This is a genomic window from Sulfitobacter rhodophyticola, assembly GCF_041281685.2.
In the GTDB taxonomy this organism is placed as follows: Bacteria; Pseudomonadota; Alphaproteobacteria; order Rhodobacterales; family Rhodobacteraceae; genus Sulfitobacter.
Genome location: NZ_CP166251.2, coordinates 1,595,278 through 1,614,500, shown reverse-complemented (window position 1 = coordinate 1,614,500; position 19,223 = coordinate 1,595,278). Strand labels below are relative to the sequence as shown.

The 19,223-nt window shown below is 58.7% G+C and carries 16 protein-coding genes; 6 read left to right on the top strand and 10 right to left on the bottom strand.

Annotation, left to right across the window (positions count from 1 at the left end):
- Positions 1-199: 199 nt before the first annotated feature.
- Both AB4X18_RS08870 and AB4X18_RS08865 read right to left on the bottom strand, forming a co-directional pair.
- Positions 200-2,158 carry a bifunctional 2',3'-cyclic-nucleotide 2'-phosphodiesterase/3'-nucleotidase gene (locus AB4X18_RS08870; RefSeq protein WP_432817312.1) on the bottom strand — a complete coding sequence of 653 codons (1,959 nt, stop codon included), beginning with the start codon at positions 2,156-2,158 and terminating at the stop codon, positions 200-202.
- A gap of 234 nt (positions 2,159-2,392) precedes the next feature.
- Positions 2,393-3,712: a ferredoxin reductase family protein gene (locus AB4X18_RS08865; RefSeq protein WP_432817311.1), complete on the bottom strand. Its 1,320-nt coding sequence runs from the start codon at positions 3,710-3,712 to the stop codon at positions 2,393-2,395.
- Positions 3,713-3,958: 246 nt separating this feature from the next.
- Here AB4X18_RS08865 and ftsH point away from each other — a divergent pair, with 246 nt between their 5' ends.
- On the top strand, positions 3,959-5,827 hold the full coding sequence (ftsH, locus tag AB4X18_RS08860) for an ATP-dependent metallopeptidase FtsH/Yme1/Tma family protein (protein ID WP_432817310.1): 1,869 nt from the start codon (positions 3,959-3,961) through the stop codon (positions 5,825-5,827).
- An 18-nt stretch (positions 5,828-5,845) separates the two neighbouring features.
- Here ftsH and AB4X18_RS08855 read toward each other — a convergent pair whose 3' ends face one another.
- The 3 genes from AB4X18_RS08855 to AB4X18_RS08845 are packed head-to-tail and all read right to left on the bottom strand — an operon-like array spanning position 5,846 to position 7,023.
- Positions 5,846-6,106 (bottom strand): hypothetical protein, encoded by a 261-nt coding sequence (locus AB4X18_RS08855; RefSeq protein ID WP_370399733.1) that lies wholly within the window; start codon positions 6,104-6,106, stop codon positions 5,846-5,848.
- Positions 6,103-6,654 carry a DUF2953 domain-containing protein gene (locus AB4X18_RS08850; protein ID WP_370399732.1) on the bottom strand — a complete coding sequence of 184 codons (552 nt, stop codon included), beginning with the start codon at positions 6,652-6,654 and terminating at the stop codon, positions 6,103-6,105. Before AB4X18_RS08850 ends, AB4X18_RS08855 begins: the two co-directional genes overlap by 4 nt.
- Before the next feature lie 9 nt (positions 6,655-6,663).
- Positions 6,664-7,023: a GerW family sporulation protein gene (locus AB4X18_RS08845; RefSeq protein WP_370399731.1), complete on the bottom strand. Its 360-nt coding sequence runs from the start codon at positions 7,021-7,023 to the stop codon at positions 6,664-6,666.
- 551 nt (positions 7,024-7,574) lie between these two features.
- Here AB4X18_RS08845 and rpsT point away from each other — a divergent pair.
- The 5 genes from rpsT (at position 7,575) to gyrB (ending at position 14,684) form a co-directional block, all read left to right on the top strand.
- Positions 7,575-7,838 (top strand): 30S ribosomal protein S20, encoded by a 264-nt coding sequence (gene rpsT / locus AB4X18_RS08840; protein WP_370399730.1) that lies wholly within the window; start codon positions 7,575-7,577, stop codon positions 7,836-7,838.
- Between the two features lie 519 nt (positions 7,839-8,357).
- A complete protein-coding gene (gene dnaA, locus AB4X18_RS08835) occupies positions 8,358-9,734 on the top strand; it encodes a chromosomal replication initiator protein DnaA (RefSeq protein ID WP_432817309.1) in 1,377 nt (458 codons plus the stop codon).
- A 164-nt stretch (positions 9,735-9,898) separates the two neighbouring features.
- Complete coding sequence (gene dnaN, locus AB4X18_RS08830; RefSeq protein WP_370399729.1) at positions 9,899-11,017, top strand: DNA polymerase III subunit beta; 1,119 nt, start codon at positions 9,899-9,901, stop codon at positions 11,015-11,017.
- Positions 11,018-11,077: 60 nt separating this feature from the next.
- Positions 11,078-12,175, top strand: a complete 1,098-nt coding sequence (gene recF / locus AB4X18_RS08825; RefSeq protein WP_370399728.1) for a DNA replication/repair protein RecF — start codon at positions 11,078-11,080, stop codon at positions 12,173-12,175.
- 94 nt (positions 12,176-12,269) lie between these two features.
- Positions 12,270-14,684 (top strand): DNA topoisomerase (ATP-hydrolyzing) subunit B, encoded by a 2,415-nt coding sequence (gene gyrB / locus AB4X18_RS08820; protein WP_432817308.1) that lies wholly within the window; start codon positions 12,270-12,272, stop codon positions 14,682-14,684.
- An 11-nt stretch (positions 14,685-14,695) separates the two neighbouring features.
- Here the strand turns inward: gyrB and AB4X18_RS08815 are convergent, their stop codons facing one another.
- The 5 genes from AB4X18_RS08815 to AB4X18_RS08795 form a co-directional block, all read right to left on the bottom strand.
- A complete protein-coding gene (locus tag AB4X18_RS08815) occupies positions 14,696-15,205 on the bottom strand; it encodes an A24 family peptidase (RefSeq protein ID WP_370399727.1) in 510 nt (169 codons plus the stop codon).
- A 90-nt stretch (positions 15,206-15,295) separates the two neighbouring features.
- The gene (locus tag AB4X18_RS08810) at positions 15,296-15,859 is read right to left on the bottom strand and encodes a PqiC family protein (RefSeq protein ID WP_432817307.1); all 564 of its coding nucleotides are present in this window, start codon (positions 15,857-15,859) and stop codon (positions 15,296-15,298) included.
- A 2-nt stretch (positions 15,860-15,861) separates the two neighbouring features.
- Entirely contained in the window at positions 15,862-17,946 is a 2,085-nt protein-coding gene (locus AB4X18_RS08805; RefSeq protein ID WP_370399725.1) for an MlaD family protein, read from the bottom strand.
- Positions 17,943-18,587 carry a paraquat-inducible protein A gene (locus AB4X18_RS08800; protein WP_370399724.1) on the bottom strand — a complete coding sequence of 215 codons (645 nt, stop codon included), beginning with the start codon at positions 18,585-18,587 and terminating at the stop codon, positions 17,943-17,945. Before AB4X18_RS08800 ends, AB4X18_RS08805 begins: the two co-directional genes overlap by 4 nt.
- On the bottom strand, positions 18,554-19,201 hold the full coding sequence (locus AB4X18_RS08795) for a paraquat-inducible protein A (RefSeq protein ID WP_432817306.1): 648 nt from the start codon (positions 19,199-19,201) through the stop codon (positions 18,554-18,556). Before AB4X18_RS08795 ends, AB4X18_RS08800 begins: the two co-directional genes overlap by 34 nt.
- Between the last annotated feature and the right edge of the window lie 22 nt (positions 19,202-19,223).

Below are 19,223 nucleotides of genomic sequence, written 5' to 3'. Positions count from 1 at the left end.
GTGGTTTTGATTTGTGTCAATTCCGGGAATGCACCGTTGAACCAGAGGTGCTGCAAAATGTCTGTCAGTGATCCGGTGTCTTGCGCCTATCCTTTCAACTTAGGAAACGGGCGGCTTGCAAGCCGCTGGGAGTCCGGCAATCCCTGCCGCGCCCACTCCTCCAACTCCGCCCTTCACCTCACCCCTGAAACAGCAGAATTTACAAAGATATGCGGAACCGGGCAAAGCCGTCTGGTCCATCGCCTGCCTCTTCTATCTGAACGCCGGGCACGTCGGCGGCATACGCTTTGGCCGCCGGGCCCGTGTCGAACAGAACAGTTGTGCCGTCCATCGGTTTGAAGGTCCAGTTTGCATCGGCGCGCGGACTGATTGTGCCCTTCTCGACGATATAGCGCACGATGACATCCCGGTTGGTGTCCGGGCCTTCGAAGATGGTTGTCTCAGGTAAAGCACCGGGAAAAGAGCCGCCTCCGCCCGCACGATAGTTGTTTGTCGCGATGATGAACTCCGCTTCCAGATCCAGCGGTGCGCCGTTGTAGGTCAAATTGACGATGCGGGATGCGTTTTCGTCCAGCAGATTGCCCTTGGTGTCGTATTTCGAGGGTTGCGAAAGGTCGATCTGGTATTCCACGCCGTCGATCACATCGAAGTTGTAGCTGGGAAATCCCGGGTTCAGAAGCACGACGTCCTTTGCGCCGGGTTCCACCTGATTGAATATGCCGGCAGAGCGTTCCAGCCAGTCCTTGACCTGTTGGCCCGTGACCCGGACGGCGCGCGCAGTGTTCGGGTAAAGGTAAAGGTCCGCGACGTTCTTGATCGCCACATCGCCTTTTGGCACATCGGTATAATACTCCGGCCCACCGCGCCCACCGGCCTTGAACGGGGCCGCCGCCGACAGGATCGGCAAGCCTTCATGCTCCGTGCCCTTCAGCATCTGTTCTATGTACCAAAGCTGAGCGATTGATACGATTTGCACGGATGGATCATCTGCCACGAGCGCGAAATAACTGTGCAGGGGTGCGTCCGTCTTGCCGACGGCACGGCGCACATAAGCGAGTGTCTCGTCATGCTCCTTCTGGACGGAAGCAAGGATTTGCGGGTCACTTTCGACCAGGGCCGTGGTGGAACGATCCTCGTTACGTTTGGAGATAGGCCTCGCTTCGGATTCTGCCGAAACCACCCGCCATTCGTTACCGCTTTTTTCAACGAGCAAGTCAATCAGCCCCATATGGCTGCCCCAGAAACCTCCCATCGTGGCGGGTGTCCCCATCAGGGTGCCGGCGCCCACATCTGCGCCAGCGAATTCTGCGTAGGTGGGCGAAGGAAAGACAAGATGGCTGTGCCCGGTCAGGATCGCGTCAACACCGTCCAACCCGGCAAGGGGAACGGACGCGTTTTCCATGCCATCGGTGTGATCTGCGGCCCCGATCCCGGAATGGGACAGCGCCACGATGATGTCCGCGCCCGCTTCTTTCATTTGCGGAATATATGCCTTTGCGGTTTCAATGATATCGCGGGCCTGAACATTGCCTTCGAGATGGCGACGATCCCAGCCCATGATCTGTGGGGGGACAAACCCGATCAAACCGACCTTGATATCATGCTCCTGACCCGTTCCGTCAGTCACCTTGTGGTCGAGAATGACGTAAGGCGGGATTAGGGTCTTGTCCTTGGTAGGGTCACTGCCAAGTTCAAGCGCCACGTTGGCGCTGACAACGGGGAAATTCGCCCCGGCCAGTGATTTGAGCAGGAAATCCAAGCCGTAGTTGAATTCGTGATTGCCCAGGGTCGAGGCATCAAAGCCAAGGGTGTTCATCGCCTGAATGACGGGGTGCACGTCACCCTCTGACATTCCACGCTCGTAGGCGATGTAGTCCCCCATCGGATTGCCTTGCAGGAAGTCACCATTGTCGATCAGCAGCGAATTTGTCGCTTCATCGCGCACGCTCTGGATCAACGCTGCTGTCCGGGCGAGGCCGACCGTGTCACGGGGTTTGTCCGCGTAATAGTCGTAAGGGAAGACATGCACATGAAGGTCCGTGGTTTCCATGATGCGCAAGTGGGCCTGATTGGTTGCCGCATTGGCAGAAAAGGGATGCAGGGCGATCAGCCCGGCAGCACCGGCAATGAAGCCACGGCGATTGATCTCGAATGTCATGGGAAGTCTCCTGTGTCAGGATTCACTGAACACAGTCTAATGCATTGCCGGTATCGAGCAAGATTCGCATCGGAGGGTCGTGGATATTAGAACCGCTGGTTGATCGTAGCGGCCCTTTGCCGGACGCCAAACATCAGTTTTCCTTACAGGAAATTGCACCCATCCTCAGCCACCCAGCCAATCCCACCAACCGCGAAACTGATCCGCTTTTCCTGCGGCTGTTGTCTGACCCACTTAATCATACTGGAAACGTTCCATCAGAATGCGGTCAGCGGAGACACCGCGCTCCATCAGCGCCCGTTCGACGGTGGTCAGCATGATCGGCGGTCCACAAAGTACGAACAACCCGGTTTTGTATGTCGCAAGCGGCACAACACAATCCAGCAACGCGGCATCAATATAACCCGTCTTGCCCGTCCAGTCGTCGGGAGGTTCTGACAAGACATGCACCACTTTCGCCCGCCCGGTCCGGTCGTATTGATCCAGTTCATCACGAAAGACAATTTTTTCGGATGTACGGTTGCCATAGATCAGCGTCGCAATACGCGCATCATCATCCAGCGCCATCTTGCGCAAGATACCCAGCATCGGCGCAATCCCGACGCCGCCCGCAATCAACACGACCTCCGGTTCGGAACGCCCTTCGATGGTCAGGGTTCCATAAGCGCTGTCAATATATGCGCGATCACCGACGGCCACTTGATCCAGCGCGCCGGTGAAATCCCCCAGTTCCTTGATCACGAAACCCATTTCCGGATCATCCGACGGCGCGGAGCTTATCGAAAACGGGTTTTCATACAGCGAAAACGGTGAATGGCCGATGTTTAGCCAAACGAATTGTCCGGCCTGATAATCTGCACCACGATGCCCTTCCGGCACGATCCGAACATCCCATTGGCGGGGTGTGAGGCGTTCCACACGCGACACCCGCCAACGGTGCCGCAACTGGTACATTGGTTTCAGTACATAGACATAGAACAGCGCAAACAGGGCCAGCGCGGTCATGCCCCGCCATGTCCAAACCAGCATCGGCTGCCCGCTATAACGTCCGGCAGTCTGTGCATGAACAAGCAACAGCACCGCAATCACCGCCGCGCCAACCCCGTGCAACAGCCGCCAGCGTTCGTATCTATAGCCTAAAGCATCTTTGTGGATCGACGCCAGCACAAAGGCTGGCAAAAGAACAAAGGCGGCAATTCCCGGCAGCAGCGCCCAAAAATCGCTCGTCACGGACAGCTGGCGCGTGCTGTCCCAGGGCCGTTCAGGTCCCGGCAGATATCTATAAAGAAATGGGTGTAGCAAAGCAAAGGTCAGCGCGATCCGGCCCATGAGCTGATGAAACCGGATCGTGATGTCGAGACCAAGTGTGTTGGAGATGGTCCGAAAGCGCCCGGAAAGCACAAATTCCACCAAGATGATTGCAAAGGCCAACAGGCCCAGCCCTGACGCCAACTCGTTGCGAATTGACCGTGGTGGCATGTCTGCCAGCCAACTCAGGGCAAGCGGCAAGCAAATGACGCAGAGATATGCAAAGGCCCAAAGGATGGGGCGCATCAAGGACACCGTTTCAGCTCACGCTTCGGCATGTGCCATCGGTGAACAGGCCGCCGAGGCCGGTTCTGAATTTCATCGTGCTGGTCTCCTGCGTCGACTCGCTTCGGTGCAGCATCCCACACGCCGTGACAGAGTTCTTGATATCGCTCACTTCGAAGAGGATCGATGACGTTTTGATCTCGCTCAATTGATACGCTGAAATGCCGCTAGAATGTTCCGGACCCCTCTCAGCGGAAAGTCTGACCCATGGCAAACCGGCCGGAACCGCAAAACGGTAACCTTGGAATCCAACAAGTCGTGATCAGCATTGTGCTGTTGGTGCTTGTCTTCGGCATGCTTGTGGTCCCCATGATACAGGATCGGACCGCCACACAGACTGTCCCCTATTCCACATTCAAATCCCGCATCGAGGAAGGCGCGATCCGCGAAGTCACGCTGGCTGACCGAATGATTTCCGGGCCACTCAACTCCGCCGAAGGTGATGTAACCGGCCTGTCAGCGGTACTCCCGGCCCAGAATGACCCTGGCCTGTTGCCGTTGCTTGAGGAGATGGATGTGCCGGTCACGGCGGTCAATTCCGGCGATGGGTCGATCATTTCGATGCTTCTGCCGTGGGTTTTCCTCCTAGGCTTCTATATCTGGCTCATGCGCAGGTTTCGCTCCGGGCAGGCCGGATTGCCGAGTGGCATGGAAAACCTGATGTCAGGACGGTTCCTGAAACCAGCTAAGCAGCCGCGCAAGATTACCTTTGATGATGTGGCTGGACAGGATACCGCAAAGCGCGAGGTCTTCGAACTTGTCGAGTTTCTGCGCGACCCGGAGCGGTTTGCGCGGGTGGGAGCTGAGGTGCCGCATGGCGTCTTGCTGATGGGGCCACCCGGTACGGGCAAAACGCTGTTGGCACGGGCGCTCGCCGGTGAGGCGGACGTTCCCTTCTTCTCAACCACGGGGTCGGAGTTTATCGAAGTGTTCGTCGGCGTCGGTGCAGGGCGGGTACGCAAGATGTTCGAAGCGGCCCGCGCCGCCGCACCTGCGATTATCTTCATTGATGAACTGGACAGCATCGGGCGGACGCGCGGCACGGGACTGGGTGGAGGCCATGACGAACGCGAGCAGACGCTGAACCAGATCCTTGCTGAATTGGATGGCTTTTCCGGCAAGGAGGCGGTGGTCGTGCTGGCCGCAACCAACCGACCTGACGTGCTGGATCCTGCTCTTCTGCGACCAGGACGGTTTGACCGGCACGTCACGCTGAACCTGCCGGACAAGGCCGCCCGCCGCGCCATCCTTGATATTCACGCCAAAGACCTGCCGCTGTCCAAGGAGGTTGATCTGGACGAAGTTGCGGCAGGCACCCCCGGTTTTTCGGGTGCTGACCTCAAGAACCTGCTGAACGAGGCCGCGATCACGGCGGCGCGCACATCCGCGCGCGAAATCCGGCCGTCTGACATTGATGAGGCCCGCGACAAGGTGATGATGGGAACGGTGCGCACGCTGGCCATCCAGCCGGAGGAACGTCATCGGCTTGCGGTGCATGAAGCGGGCCACACGGCGGTTGCGCATTTCCTGCCGGACGCGGACCCGCTTTACAAGGTCACGATCATCCCGCGCGGTCAGGCGCTTGGCGGCACACATATGCTGCCGGAGAACGAACGCCACACCTTGCCGGAGCCCTATCTGCGGGCGCAGTTGACGACACTGCTTGGGGGGCGCGCGGCCGAGCAGGTTGTGATGGGATCGCTAAGTTCGGGCGCTGACGACGACATCAAGCGCGCAACCGCGCTGGCGCGGTCGATGGTGGCGCGGTGGGGGATGGACGACACGCTTGGGCCGATGGATCTGCGCGAAAGCGACGATCATCCGTTTCTGGGTCAAAGCATCGCGCGGCCCCGCAATTTCTCCGACGCCACAGCGGGGCAGGTCGATGCAGCCGTACAGAGCCTGCTGAAAGCATCCGAGGCACAGGCAATCGACATCCTGACCGAGCATAAAACCCGCGTGCAGGCCCTTGCAGCCGCACTTATCGCGCAGGAGACGCTGGACGCAGACGCCATTCGCAGTTGTCTGGACAATGGTAATGTCACCCATCTGCCAGAACGGACCAAACCGACCTGAGCGGATATAAGCACGCAGTCAGCCGACCTGTTTCAAGCGCGTCAGGATCTGACTGATGGCGGTCGGATACAGCGTCTCAATCTCATCCGCCGCATAGCTGTGACCATTCAAATCAACAGCCGTCGCCTGTCCGTGCCCCAGACTCAATAGAAGCAAAGGCTGCTTTCGCGCCGCGCCACCCAAGGCTATCCCGGTGGTGTCGAAACCCACGTCGGTTTGCACTATTGCGGCAAAGGTCAGATCGCCAATCTGACGGGGTGAGTCGACCGTCCAGTTCATCGCTTTGCTCCGTATGCGGACCACCCAAACCGCAGAAGCGGTTTTATCAACGTAAAGGGAACGACAGACAGGTTCAGATCGGCACCGCCACGTGAAATTGCCCTATCAAAGATCGGCTCAACGTGAATATGGACGCGGGGCATTGCGGCTGAGCCGTAGATCAGCGGCGCAAGCATGCCATATGCCTGACCGGTCTCCGCCGGATCGCCCAGACCCACTTGCATATCCAGACGCGCCGTGTCGATCCGCACCCGCTGCAGTATATCCAAGACCAATCGCACCGCCGCACGAAGCAGGCGCATAGGATCATGGGATCGCTTGCGGACTTTGGCATCTGTCGGTTTCCCTGACTTTGCGGGTTTCTTCGTTCTGCCGGTCAGGGCGATCCGCGGGCCAATCCGGCCAAATGGACGCACCGCCCCCGAATATTTCCAGACGTCTTTCTTGCGCAGCGACACCTCAAGCCGCAGCGGAAAAGCCAGAGCCATCAGAATGACCGCCAGCGCGCCAATCAGTACCCATGCAAGGACCGACATGATCGCAGACATTGCGCGCCTCTATGCTGACTTGTCTTTCGACGCAGTGGTATCGGTCACCTTGTCAATCGCCTTGCCAGCAGTTGTCCCAAGTACCTCGGCAAATGTCGTCATGGCACCCTGCACCGATTCGACGCGGGCCCCCTGATCATCGATGATGATCGCACCCAGCGGTTTGATACCACCGCCTGCTCCGGTGCCCGCACCGTCACCGGATTTCAAGTTCGCGCTACCACCTGCACCAAAGCCAAATCCATAGCTGACGATGGGAATGACCGTCGCATTTCCCTTCTCAATCGGATCGCCGAGCACGTTCTTGGCATTCAGCAAACGGTCCAGTTCTTCGACAGTTCCCTTGAGCAGTCTTTCGACGTTTTCCATTGCGGGTTCCTTTCGTTGGTCTCATGGAATGGACGTAATGTGACAGCGTGGTTCGGGCGCCTGTTGATCTTCATCAATCAAGGTGCGGTATGCTTGACGCTCACCAATCGCGGCGGACTTTGACGATTTGCACAAAGCAGGCGTCATCGACTGGGAGCCGCTTCAGGAAGAAGCGCGCTTGAAAGTCGGAAAATGCTCATTTTCATGCATGATGCATGCCAATTACTTGACGGTTGTCGCGGGGATACACCCGATCAACCTGTCTGCGACGTACTGCCATTGGTTCCCGCTTGCGAGGTTGTCGAACGGCAGAACCGCGATCGTCGTCAGACGCCATTTCGGAATGGCCGACATAACAGCACCGCTGCAGCTACTGGGTGCCTGGGCTTCTGTTCCGCCCCCACCCTTTACAACACCCCCCAAACCCCTCTATAGCCGCCCGATACATGCGCGTGCAGCCCGCTCAGGCTAGAATCACCGCCCGTTTGAACGGGACTTGGGTTGGCGTGTCGCGCGCTTACGAAATCTTATGAACCCAAAGGTCGATCAGCATGGCAAACACACCCCAGTCCAAGAAACGCGCCCGTCAGAATGAAAAGCGTTTTGCCGTAAACAAGGCACGCCGCTCGCGCATCCGCACTTACCTTCGCAAAGTCGAAGAGGCGATTGAGTCGGGCGATCAGGCTGCCGCTACGGCAGCTTTGAAAGCGGCCCAGCCCGAGCTGATGCGCGGCGTCACCAAGGGGGTGTATCATAAGAACACCGCTTCCAGAAAAATGTCGCGTCTGGCGTCTCGGGTAAAGTCTCTGGCTTGATCCACACCCGGCGATTACTGCGAATCGGGCTAATTGCTTGATTAGAAAGGCACTGCATTGCAGTGCCTTTTTTTGTGGTTCGAGGTCTCAAAATCCGACCTGAGATTCTTCCTTGCCAAAAGATAGAGTCAACAATGAAGATTTGTTGAAGCACCCCCATCAGGCTTGCTAATCAAGCCTAGCGACTCACGTCGCACGGGGGGACAGGCCCTGTCAGGCACAGTTCGGAGAGACATCCGGCCCGCCTTGCAGGAACGCTGAAACGGACGCCGAGACGTCTGGTCTAAAGCTGCAAGCATGGAAACATGTGAGCCCTGTCATATGAGAGCGAGGACGGTTGGAACCGTTGCCTGATGATGTTGGGACACATCAGGGAATTGTGAAGACCATTCTGTGTAGAAGTCCGTAGGACACCAACCGGGCCACTGCTGGTCCCGGAACAATGGCGCGTGTTTTGCGGAGCGGGACCATTCGGCCTTTTGGGAGAGGCCGGATAATAAAACTGGGGCGAGCAAACGCATGATGCATTCAGACTGGGCTGTAATCAGCCAGCGGCTTTTGAAGACAGTAGGGCAGAACAACTTCACGACATGGATAGAACCACTGGTACCGGGGCCGATCGAAGATGGTCTGGCTACCCTTTATGTTCCGACGAATTTCTTTGGAAATTACGTCAGCCAAAACTTCGCCGATCTCATCCTGCACGAGATTACGGTCGAGGGGATCGAAGCGACGCGGCTGTCTTTTGCGCTGCCCCCAAAGCAGGCAATGCAACCGCAAACACGCAAGCCGACACCGTCGGAGACCCCCGCGAAGGCGGCGGCTGCACAAAAAAAGACCAACGGCGAAAGCGTGCTGCACACGGCGCCGCTGGATCCCAAGTTCACCTTTGACACCTTTGTCGTCGGCAAGCCGAACGAGCTGGCCCATGCCGCCGCCCGCCGGGTTGCCGAAGGGGGTCCGGTCGTTTTCAATCCGCTGTTCCTTTACGGTGGTGTCGGACTGGGCAAGACGCACCTGATGCACGCCATCGCCCATGAGCTGCAGCGCAACAAACCACAGATGAATGTACTGTATCTTTCGGCTGAGCAGTTCATGTACCGTTTCGTTCAGGCGCTACGCGATCGCAAGATGCTGGATTTCAAGGAAATCTTCCGCTCTGTCGATGTGTTGATCGTAGATGATGTGCAATTCATCGCGGGCAAGGACAGCACCCAGGAAGAGTTCTTTCACACATTCAATTCCCTTGTTGATCAGCGCAAACAGATCATCCTGTCTGCCGATCGCGCGCCCGGCGACATAAAGGATCTCGAAGAGCGGGTGAAGTCACGTCTGCAATGTGGCCTTGTCGTGGACATGCACCCCACCGATTACGAACTGCGGTTGGGTATTCTGCAAAGCAAGCTGGAAACCCAGCGCGCAACCTATCCGGGGTTGGATGTGGGTGAAGGGGTGCTGGAATTCCTTGCCCATCGCATCACCGCCAATGTGCGCGTACTGGAAGGGGCGCTGACACGACTGTTCGCCTTTGCATCACTGGTGGGGCGCGAGATCGACATGGCGCTGACACAGGACTGCCTGTCGGACGTCTTGCGCGAATCCGAACGGAAGATCTCCGTCGAGGAGATCCAGCGCACCGTCAGTGATCACTACAACATCCGTCTGAGCGACATGCTGGGCCCCAAGCGCCTGCGCAGCTTTGCCCGTCCCCGCCAGGTGGCGATGTATCTGTGCAAGCTGCTGACAAGCCGCTCCTTGCCTGAGATCGGGCGGCGGTTTGGCGGGCGCGACCACACCACCGTCATGCACGGCGTCCGGCGGATCGAGGAGCTGGAGCAATCAGACGAGCAGATCGCCGAGGACCTGCGCCTGCTGCGTCGCGCGCTGGACAAATAGGCGCGGCCTGACGGCAAGGTTCCGTGCCTTTGTGACCACATCTCAAACAGGGATCGGAGGGGGCGCGGCCCCCTCTTGCATTCGTGCGGCTAAAGCAACAAAAGTCTTGTGGAAAAGGGCAGGTCGGGTAACGTGCCCGTCCCGCCCCTAAGTGGAGAAGGCACATGAAAATCAGCATCGAACGCGCAGACCTTCTCAAGGCCGTCAGTCAGGCGCAGTCCGTGGTCGAGCGGCGCAATACCATTCCGATCCTCGCGAACGTCCTGATCGAAGCCGAAGGCAGTGATGTTTCCTTCCGCGCCACCGATCTGGATATCGAGGTTGTCGACAAGGCGCCTGCGATGGTTGAACGCGCGGGTGCGACCACCGTTTCCGCAACGCTGCTGCATGAGATCGTCCGCAAGCTGCCGGACGGGGCGCAGGTGGTGTTGAACGCCGACACCGCTGCAGGCCGTCTGACGGTGGAAGCCGGCAGGTCGAACTTCTCCCTCGCCACGCTGCCGCGGGAGGATTTTCCGGTGATGGCGTCTTCTGAGTACGCCTCCAACTTCAGCGCGCCTGCTCCTGTGCTGCGACGCTTGTTCGACAAGTCCAAATTCGCAATTTCGACTGAAGAAACAAGATATTACCTTAACGGCGTTTACATGCATGTTTCTGAGGCCGAAGGTGGCAAGGTGCTGCGCTGTGTGGCGACGGATGGCCACCGGCTGGCGCGCATTGACGCGGAATTGCCTGACGGGGCGGCGGACATGCCCGGTGTGATCGTTCCGCGCAAGACCGTGGGAGAGTTGCGCAAGCTGCTTGAAGATGACGAGATGAAAATCGCGGTCTCGGTTTCGGAAACCAAAGTGCGCTTTGCCACGCCTGACATCACGCTTACTTCCAAAGTAATTGACGGCACGTTCCCCGACTACACGCGTGTTATCCCGCAGGGGAACACCCGCAAGATGGAAGTGGACGCCGCAGATTTTGCCAAGGCCGTGGACCGGGTGGCAACGGTCAGTTCCGAACGCTCCCGCGCTGTGAAATTGCAACTGGACGAAGATCGCCTGATCCTGTCGGTCAACGCACCCGACAGCGGTGCTGCAGAAGAAGAGCTTGCCGTGGCGTACGGCGACGACAAGCTGGAGATCGGGTTTAATGCGAAATACCTGCTGGAGATCGCCAGTCAGGTGGACCGCGAGAACGCGGTGTTCCTTTTCAACTCCTCCGGCGATCCGACATTGATGCGCGAAGGGAACGACCTGTCGGCGGTCTATGTGGTCATGCCGATGCGTGTCTAAGAGGATTGAAGAGCCCCGGTATTTCCGACTGTTTTCTTTCAATGAGAGCGGGGCAAGCTGATGCCGTGTCTCTTTCTGTCCTCTCTGACGCTTTCCCACTTCCGCTCGCACAAACGTGCCGTCATGGAAATTGATGCACGTCCCGTCGCCATCTTCGGACCGAACGGCGCGGGCAAAACCAACATCATCGAGGCGGTGTCCCTGCTGTCCCCCGGACGCGGACTGCGCCGGTCCAGCGCGCAGGACATGGCACGGCGGCCCGAGGCGCTGGGCTGGAAGATCACCGCACTGCTGCATTCCCTGCATCAGGTCCACGAGATTGAGATCACCTCCGAACAGGGTGCCGCGCGCCAGGTGCGCATCGATGGCAAGCCCGCACCGCAAACCGCGTTGGGGCGTGTCGCAAGGGTGCTTTGGCTTATCCCCGCGATGGACCGTCTGTGGATCGAAGGAGCGGAGGGGCGTCGACGGTTTCTGGACCGGATGACGCTCAGCTTTCTGCCCGATCACGCGGAGCTTTCGCTTCTCTACGAAAAGGCCATGCGGGAGCGTAACAGGTTGCTCAAGGACATGGTGCGGGAACCGGCATGGTACACCGCGCTGGAAGGTCAGATGGCCGAAGCAGGCGCCGCGATCCACGCAAACCGCCTGACGGCACTTAAATCTATCTCAGACGCGCAGACACAGGCCCAGACGGTCTTCCCGGCGGCGACGCTGGAGTTGCTCTGTGAGATGCCCAGCGATGCTGACGGATTACGCGGCGCGTTGGCAGACAACCGGATGCGTGACCTTGCGGCAGGGCGCACCTTGATAGGGCCTCATCGTGCAGATCTTTTTGGTGTGTATGCTGCCAAGGACGTGCCCGCGCGGGACTGCTCCACCGGAGAGCAGAAGGCGTTGCTGGTATCCCTGATCCTTGCCAACGCCCGCGCCTTGGCCGCTGATTTCGGCGCGCCGCCGCTGTTGTTGCTGGATGAGGTCGCCGCGCATCTGGATGCAGACCGTCAGGCTGCCCTTTATGATGAGATTTCGGCCCTCGGCGCGCAAGCTTGGATGACCGGAACGGGGCCGGAAATGTTCGCCGCCCTCGGCGACCGCGCGCAGCGTTTTGAGGTGACCGATACCACCGGAGAATCACAGGTGACACAGGTCGGCTAAGGCGCTGTCCCAAGGCACAAAATCTTGTGTCATTAGCGTGACAATGCAGCGCAAAACGACTATATTTCGGACAAAAGAAGAAGGTTTACCCCCAATGTCCGAAAACGAGCCGCAACCGCAGGAATACGGCGCCGATTCCATCAAAGTTCTCAAAGGGTTGGAAGCTGTACGCAAGCGGCCCGGCATGTATATCGGTGATACCGATGACGGCTCCGGTCTGCACCATATGGTGTACGAGGTTGTCGACAACGGAATTGATGAAGCGCTGGCAGGTCACGCCGACGCTGTAACAGTCACCATTCACGAAGATCACTCCATCTCCGTCAGTGATAACGGACGCGGGATTCCGGTGGGCATCCACGAGGAAGAAGGCGTATCAGCGGCCGAAGTGATCATGACGCAACTGCACGCGGGCGGTAAATTCGACAGCAATTCCTACAAGGTCTCCGGCGGCCTGCATGGCGTTGGTGTGTCCGTGGTCAACGCCCTGTCCGACTGGCTGGAATTGCGCATCTGGCGCGAAGGAAAGGAACATGTCGCGCGTTTTGAGGGGGGGTTTACCACCAAGCACCTCGAAGTCGTGGGCCCGACCGACCGCACAGGTACCGAAGTACGCTTCATGGCGTCCACCGATACCTTTTCGAACCTCGAATATTCGTTCGAGACGTTGGAAAAGCGCCTGCGCGAACTGGCCTTTCTCAATTCCGGCGTTCGTATCATCCTGACGGATGAGCGGCCCGTCGAACCCCTGCGGACAGAGCTTTTCTACGAAGGTGGCGTAAAGGAATTCGTCAAATACCTTGATCGGCACAAATCCTCCGTCATGCCGGAACCGATCTTCGTGCAGGGCGAAAAGGACGACATCGGCGTCGAAGTCGCGATGTGGTGGAACGACAGCTATCACGAGAACGTCCTGCCTTTTACCAACAATATTCCCCAGCGTGATGGCGGTACGCATATGGCGGGATTTCGCGGCGCGTTGACGCGGACGATCAACAACTATGCGCAGTCCAGTGGAATTGCGAAGAAGGAAAAGGTGACCTTCACCGGCGATGACGCGCGCGAAGGGCTGACCTGTGTGTTGTCCGTGAAGGTGCCTGACCCAAAGTTCTCATCCCAGACCAAGGACAAGCTGGTGTCGTCTGAAGTGCGCCCCGCTGTCGAGGGTCTGATGAACGAAAAGCTGGCCGAATGGTTTGAAGAAAACCCCAATGAGGCACGGATCGTTGTCAGCAAGATCATCGAAGCCGCCCACGCCCGCGAAGCGGCGCGCAAAGCGCGGGACCTGACCCGACGCAAGACGGCGATGGATGTGAATTTCCTTGCCGGCAAGCTAAAGGATTGTTCGGAAAAGGACCCCTCCAAGACCGAAGTGTTTCTGGTGGAGGGGGATTCTGCCGGGGGTTCTGCCCAGACGGGGCGTGACCGTCAGACGCAAGCAATCCTGCCGCTCAAGGGCAAGATCCTGAACGTGGAGCGGGCGCGGTTCGACCGCATGCTTGGCAGCCAGGAGATCGGCAATCTTGTCATGGCGCTGGGCACCGGGATCGGGCGGGACGAATTCGACCTCAGCAAGCTGCGTTACCACAAGATCGTCATCATGACAGACGCGGACGTGGACGGTGCGCACATCCGCACACTGCTGCTGACATTCTTTTACCGGCAGATGCCCGAATTGATCGAACACGGCCACCTCTATATCGCGCAACCGCCGCTTTATAAGGTGTCACGCGGGAAATCGGAGGTCTACCTGAAGGATCAGGCCGCGATGGAGGAATACCTGATCAATCAGGGCATTGACGGTGCAATCCTGCGACAGGCCAATGGCGAGGAGATCAGCGGTCAGGATCTGGCGCGCGTGGTCGAAATGGCCCGTCAGATGCGCCGCGTGCTGGAAGCCTTTCCGACGCTATATCCCCGCCACATCCTTGAACAGGCGGCCATCGCAGGGGCCTTCGTGGCCGGTGCCGTGGACCGGGATCTGCAAGGGGTTGCGGACAAAGTGGCAAAACGCCTTGACCTGATCGCGCTGGAATACGAACGCGGCTGGCAGGGTCGGATCACGCAGGACCATGGGATCAAACTCGCCCGTATCCTGCGCGGCGTGGAAGAGGTGCGTACACTGGACGGCAAGATGCTGCGGTCGGGTGAGGCAAAGAAGTCAGGTACCTTTACCGAGCATCTGCAAGATGTCTACGGCCTGCCTGCCACATTGGTCCGCAAGGACCGCACGCAGCTTATCCACGGGCCGATGGATCTGCTGGATGCCATTCTGGCTGAGGGTGAGAAAGGTCTTTCCCTGCAGCGCTACAAGGGCCTTGGGGAAATGAACCCGGATCAGTTGTGGGAAACGACGCTGGATCCCGATGCGCGCACGCTGTTGCAGGTAAAGGTCGAAGACATGGCCGAGGCGGACGATCTGTTCACCAAGCTGATGGGCGATGTGGTAGAACCCCGGCGCGAATTCATTCAGCAAAACGCGCTCAGCGTCGAAAACCTGGATTTCTGAGGGGTCTCCCCTCAGATCATTCCACGCAGGGCTTCCGGCCCGAAAAGCACGAAAACCAGACCGGCGCTGCCGATGCTGAGCCCCAGTGGAAAGCGGCCCTGTTTTTGCAGGCTGCGCCACCGGGTGGGTCGGCCTGCCCTGATTTGGCGGACAAGCATCCACGTACCAACACCAACAAGGATCGAAAGTGACAGCATCATGCTGAAGGCTTGTACCCCTTCAACCGGGATCAGCAGCATCAGCGTGGAAAGCAGTTTCACATCCCCCGCACCCATCATTCGGCGGGCGTACAGGATCAATCCACCACAGAACACGACCGCTGCAATGCCCAAACGCCAAAGCAGTTCCTCCAATCCGATCTGAAACGGTACTGATGCCAGTGCGACCGCGCCAAACAGAACAACCAGTGCATTTGGAATGCGCATGAAGCGCAGGTCATACAGGATCACAGCCAGCAAAAGCGGCACCACAATCCAGGCGACCGGGATTTCAATGCTTGCAAGAAGGCTCAGGTCTGGCACGGGTCGGGGCCTCCGATCAATCGGTGTGCCAGACCTCGCGCCGCATGGTGGTCAAAGCGGGACCTGATTGCGGCGATTTGGGGGAAACTCCTACCGCAACCCTTCGCGTGCGATGAAACGGGACAGATCAAAGATCAACTGGCCCCGCGCGGCGGCAATGGCGGTAGGCCCTGCAGTGGGGTCAAAAGCTACTTCAAGATCGAACAACCCTGAACGTTCGCGCCTGCCATCTTCGACGGCGACGAAATACTGGCCGGAAGCCCGGAACACACCGCTTTCACGCGCAACCAGTTCGGCAAAGCGCACGTCAAGACGCGCATCGGGAAAGGCCTCAAAAGGCCAGGGCTCCGACGCGATACGGCGTCCCGTCAACCGGGCAAGGTTCTGGCTCAATTCCAATGCCACGGCACGTTCCGGTTCATCCGCCCACAGCACGTCTGATGAACTGACCAGGGTGCCGTTGGCCTTTTGCAGGTGGATTTCATCTGACGCGGCGTAGCTGGGCAGGGAGACATCGCGCACTTCAACAGACGCAAAGCTGATCCGCTGCTTTTCGGTGATCGCCGGCGCGCTGACCGCGAACCGCTCAGGCGCGCCGCAAGCAGCCAAAGACAGGCACAATCCGAAAAGCACTGCAGGTGTTCGTGTCATCATGTCTACCGTCCCAGCAATAGCGAATTGGGGTTACGTTCAATTGTGCGCGCCAGTGACGCAAGGGCGTCGGCGGCTTTCTGGATGTCCCGCAAGGTGGTCTGCGCAGAGCGGCTCAATTCATCACCCTTGTTATAGCCTTCGATCGTCCGGCTGGCCTGTGCGAAAAGATCGGTCAGACGGTCCACGATCTGCGGCAAGTCCTTGGAGGATACCGCGATACTGTCGGCTGCGTTGCGGGCGGACGCAAGCGTCTGGTTCACGTTCTCGATTGCGCCACCTTCGCGCAGTTCCTGGAGCGTATAGTTCACTTCGTCGAGCGCGCGTTTCAGTGAGCCGGGCAATTCTGCGGCTTCCGGTGCGCCGACGACGGCATCGGCGGAACGGGTCAGTTCGGTCAGCTCATTAAGCAGTTCATCCAGCGCAAGCGCTTCTGCCTTTGAAGCAAGGCCTTGAATTTGCTCTATCAATTGCGGGACCCCCGCGACGGACGAACTGACTGATTCCGCCGCTTCCGCCGCACCGTCCACCGCAGCCAGCAATCGATCTGCAATGCGCTTTTCCTCCAATTCGGCAACAAGGCCTTCGACGCGCTCAAGCGTGCTGTTTAACGCGACAGGGATGTTCTGCACATCTTCCGACGACACCAACCCTTGCAAATCCGCCAGCAGAACCCGCAGGTCCTGCGGCGTCTCGCGCAGGTCCTCATCCGACACGAACGCTTCGGCACTATCCAGGAAGGTGATCGCGCTGTTCAGCAATTCTTCGATCGGCAGATTGTTGATGCGGGTGAAAACACCTTCCACGGTCGCCGACGCGTCAGAAGTTTCGCTGCGGGTCGTCGGCAGGATCGGGGGGCCACCATCAGCGCTGCGCAACCGGGCGGGCGGCGCGTCTTCGACCACCAGCAATTCCACCTTGAGCCCGCCGGTCAAAAGGCTTGCAGACGTAAGACGGGCGCGCAGCCCATTGGCGACACGGTCTTCCAGAAAAGCCAATGCATTTTCGGCGTTCGCCTCATCCGGCAAACCAAGACGGGCGGGTTGAATGGAAAGGTTCACATTCAGGCGCACCCGGCTGTCACCGAACTGGTTGTAATCCACGATCCCCGAAAGCGCTTCGACTTCGCCGATCTTGAGGCCGCTCAATTCAACCGGCGCACCCACGATCAGACCCGAGATATTATCGTCAAATATCACCGACAGTTTCAGCGGTTCCACTTCTGACGCGTTGAACAGTGAATTGCGGGCCGATTCCTTGTCCGGATAGATTTCAAACACCGTGCCGTCAGGTACCGGACTTCCGCCCGAGATGAACGTATCAAACGTGATCCCACCCCCCACAAGCGTTGCGAGAGAGGAAAAGTCGATCTCCGCGCCGGCGGGGCCGATGTTGACGCTGAAGCCCGACGCATCCCAGAACCGGGTGCTTTCGTTCACCAGCGTGCGGTGTTCATCGAAAATCAGTGCCTCCACGATGGCGAAATTTCCTCGGGGCGGGATGCTGGCGCGGCCCACGCGGCCAACTTCGATACCCTTATAGAGGATGGGCGCATTGTCCGTTAGCTGGCCGTTGGCCACCGTGCGGAATGCAATCTCCAGCCCGGATTGGCCCGGTCGGATCAGGGGTGTTTCAGATGCGCCCGAAAACCGGTCTGCCGCCGGGCCGATCTGTTCATCCCATGAACCTTCGATATAGACACCGCTGAGCACCGTGGAGAGGCCGGTGATGCCCTGAGCGCTGACTTCGGGCTGAACGATCCAGAAAACTGCCGCACTGTCCACATAGGGCGCCACTTCCTTGTCCACACGGATTTCAGCGGTGACCCTTTCAAGGTTCGGGGTGAATCCGACCTTTTCCACCATGCCGACAGTGACATCCCGAAAACGCAGCTCGGTCTCTCCGGCGGTGATCCCGGCACCCTGTTCGAATTCAACGACAATCAACGGACCACGGTCACTATAGCTTTGCCAGGCTACGTACAGCGCCGCGGCCAACGCAAGAAGCGGCAGAACCCAGATGATAGCCGCACCACTCAGGAATGCCTTTCGAACAGGCGAAACCGAAACCTCTGGCAGGTCGTCATTCATGTAGTACCGGACCCCCGCCCTTCACGCCTGTCCCAGATCAGCCGGGGATCAAACGCCTGTGCAGACAACATCGTGAAGATCACCGAAAGCGCAAAGAAAACGGCAGCCGCGCCCGGGTTGATCGTTGCCAGTGCCTTGAGTTGCACCAGTGACGATAGAATCGCAACTACAAAGATATCGATCATCGACCATCGGCCAATGTATTCCACCACCTCGAACATGATCAGCCGCCGCTTGTTGGAAAGCCGCCCCGGCCGCCGCACGCTGAGCGCGAGCAGCGCGACAGCCCAGAACTTGCCCAGCGGGATCACCACGGAGGCAAACAGAATGATCACGGCGATGCCGACGTTGCCGTATTGCGCCAGTTCGACCGCGCCACCGATGATCGTACTTTCATCGTACTGGAACAGCGTCTTGGTCTTCAGCATCGGATAAATATTGGCCGGGATGTAACAGATCACGCCAAGGACCCAGTAGGCCCAGACTCGCTGCAAGCTCAGACGGTCGCGGGAATAGAGCCTGTGCCCACAGCGCCCGCAGACCTTGGTCCCCATGGGCCACGCCTTTGTGCAGCGGGTGCAGGCGACAATGCCCTGTTCCCGCGCGCTCAGGATTTCCTTGGATGTTCCAGCGAGTTCCATACCGACCACTTACACATATAGCTGTCTTGCGCCACGACGAGGATTACCAGCACACCAAACATCCAGAATGCCGGACCAAAGCCGACTTGGGCCAGATCGGTTACCTTTACCAGCGCAACCGCGCATCCGATTGCGAATATTTCCGCCATCGACCAAGGGCGCAGGGCTTCTGAAAGGCGAAAGGCGGGGATGGCATGACGCGCAGGCGGGCGATCCAGCACCACGGGCACCAGCACGTAGATCGTCAATATGACACGCAGCATGGGGATGAAGATGATCAAGGCCGCCGTGACAAGCGCCAGAAAAATCATTGGCCCGTCCGAAAAGGCCAAGGCCGCATCAAGGACCGAAACCGCGTTCTTGTTGCCCGCCGCGTCAATGGTCAGGAAAGGCAGTACCGCCGCCCCGATGATCAGGATCAATACCGCCAAAGCCACGGCAATGATGCGCAGGCCTGCATTCCGGCGGGGGGAGATCAGCACCTTGTGGCATTGCTGACAAATCGCGCGTTCACCGTTCTTGGGCCGCGCCAGACGGTAGGCCGCGTCACAGCGGGGGCAGACGATCAGATGATCCAGCCCCGCGGGCGCTGTATGAGGTGCATTATCCTTCATACCCGCATAGATAGACGATCCG

Bases quoted from the DNA above. Each gene is read 5' to 3' on its own strand.
- AB4X18_RS08865 (WP_432817311.1), bottom strand. From the start codon at position 3,712: ATGCGCCCCATCCTTTGGGCCTTTGCATATCTCTGCGTCATTTGCTTG.
- AB4X18_RS08810 (WP_432817307.1), bottom strand. From the start codon at position 15,859: ATGATGACACGAACACCTGCAGTGCTTTTCGGATTGTGCCTGTCTTTG.
- AB4X18_RS08870 (WP_432817312.1), bottom strand. From the start codon at position 2,158: ATGACATTCGAGATCAATCGCCGTGGCTTCATTGCCGGTGCTGCCGGG.
- ftsH (WP_432817310.1), top strand. From the start codon at position 3,959: ATGGCAAACCGGCCGGAACCGCAAAACGGTAACCTTGGAATCCAACAA.
- AB4X18_RS08795 (WP_432817306.1), bottom strand. From the start codon at position 19,201: ATGAAGGATAATGCACCTCATACAGCGCCCGCGGGGCTGGATCATCTG.
- rpsT (WP_370399730.1), top strand. From the start codon at position 7,575: ATGGCAAACACACCCCAGTCCAAGAAACGCGCCCGTCAGAATGAAAAG.
- AB4X18_RS08850 (WP_370399732.1), bottom strand. From the start codon at position 6,654: ATGTCTGCGATCATGTCGGTCCTTGCATGGGTACTGATTGGCGCGCTG.
- AB4X18_RS08805 (WP_370399725.1), bottom strand. From the start codon at position 17,946: ATGAATGACGACCTGCCAGAGGTTTCGGTTTCGCCTGTTCGAAAGGCA.
- recF (WP_370399728.1), top strand. From the start codon at position 11,078: ATGCCGTGTCTCTTTCTGTCCTCTCTGACGCTTTCCCACTTCCGCTCG.
- AB4X18_RS08855 (WP_370399733.1), bottom strand. From the start codon at position 6,106: ATGAACTGGACGGTCGACTCACCCCGTCAGATTGGCGATCTGACCTTT.
- AB4X18_RS08800 (WP_370399724.1), bottom strand. From the start codon at position 18,587: ATGGAACTCGCTGGAACATCCAAGGAAATCCTGAGCGCGCGGGAACAG.
- gyrB (WP_432817308.1), top strand. From the start codon at position 12,270: ATGTCCGAAAACGAGCCGCAACCGCAGGAATACGGCGCCGATTCCATC.
- AB4X18_RS08845 (WP_370399731.1), bottom strand. From the start codon at position 7,023: ATGGAAAACGTCGAAAGACTGCTCAAGGGAACTGTCGAAGAACTGGAC.
- dnaN (WP_370399729.1), top strand. From the start codon at position 9,899: ATGAAAATCAGCATCGAACGCGCAGACCTTCTCAAGGCCGTCAGTCAG.
- dnaA (WP_432817309.1), top strand. From the start codon at position 8,358: ATGATGCATTCAGACTGGGCTGTAATCAGCCAGCGGCTTTTGAAGACA.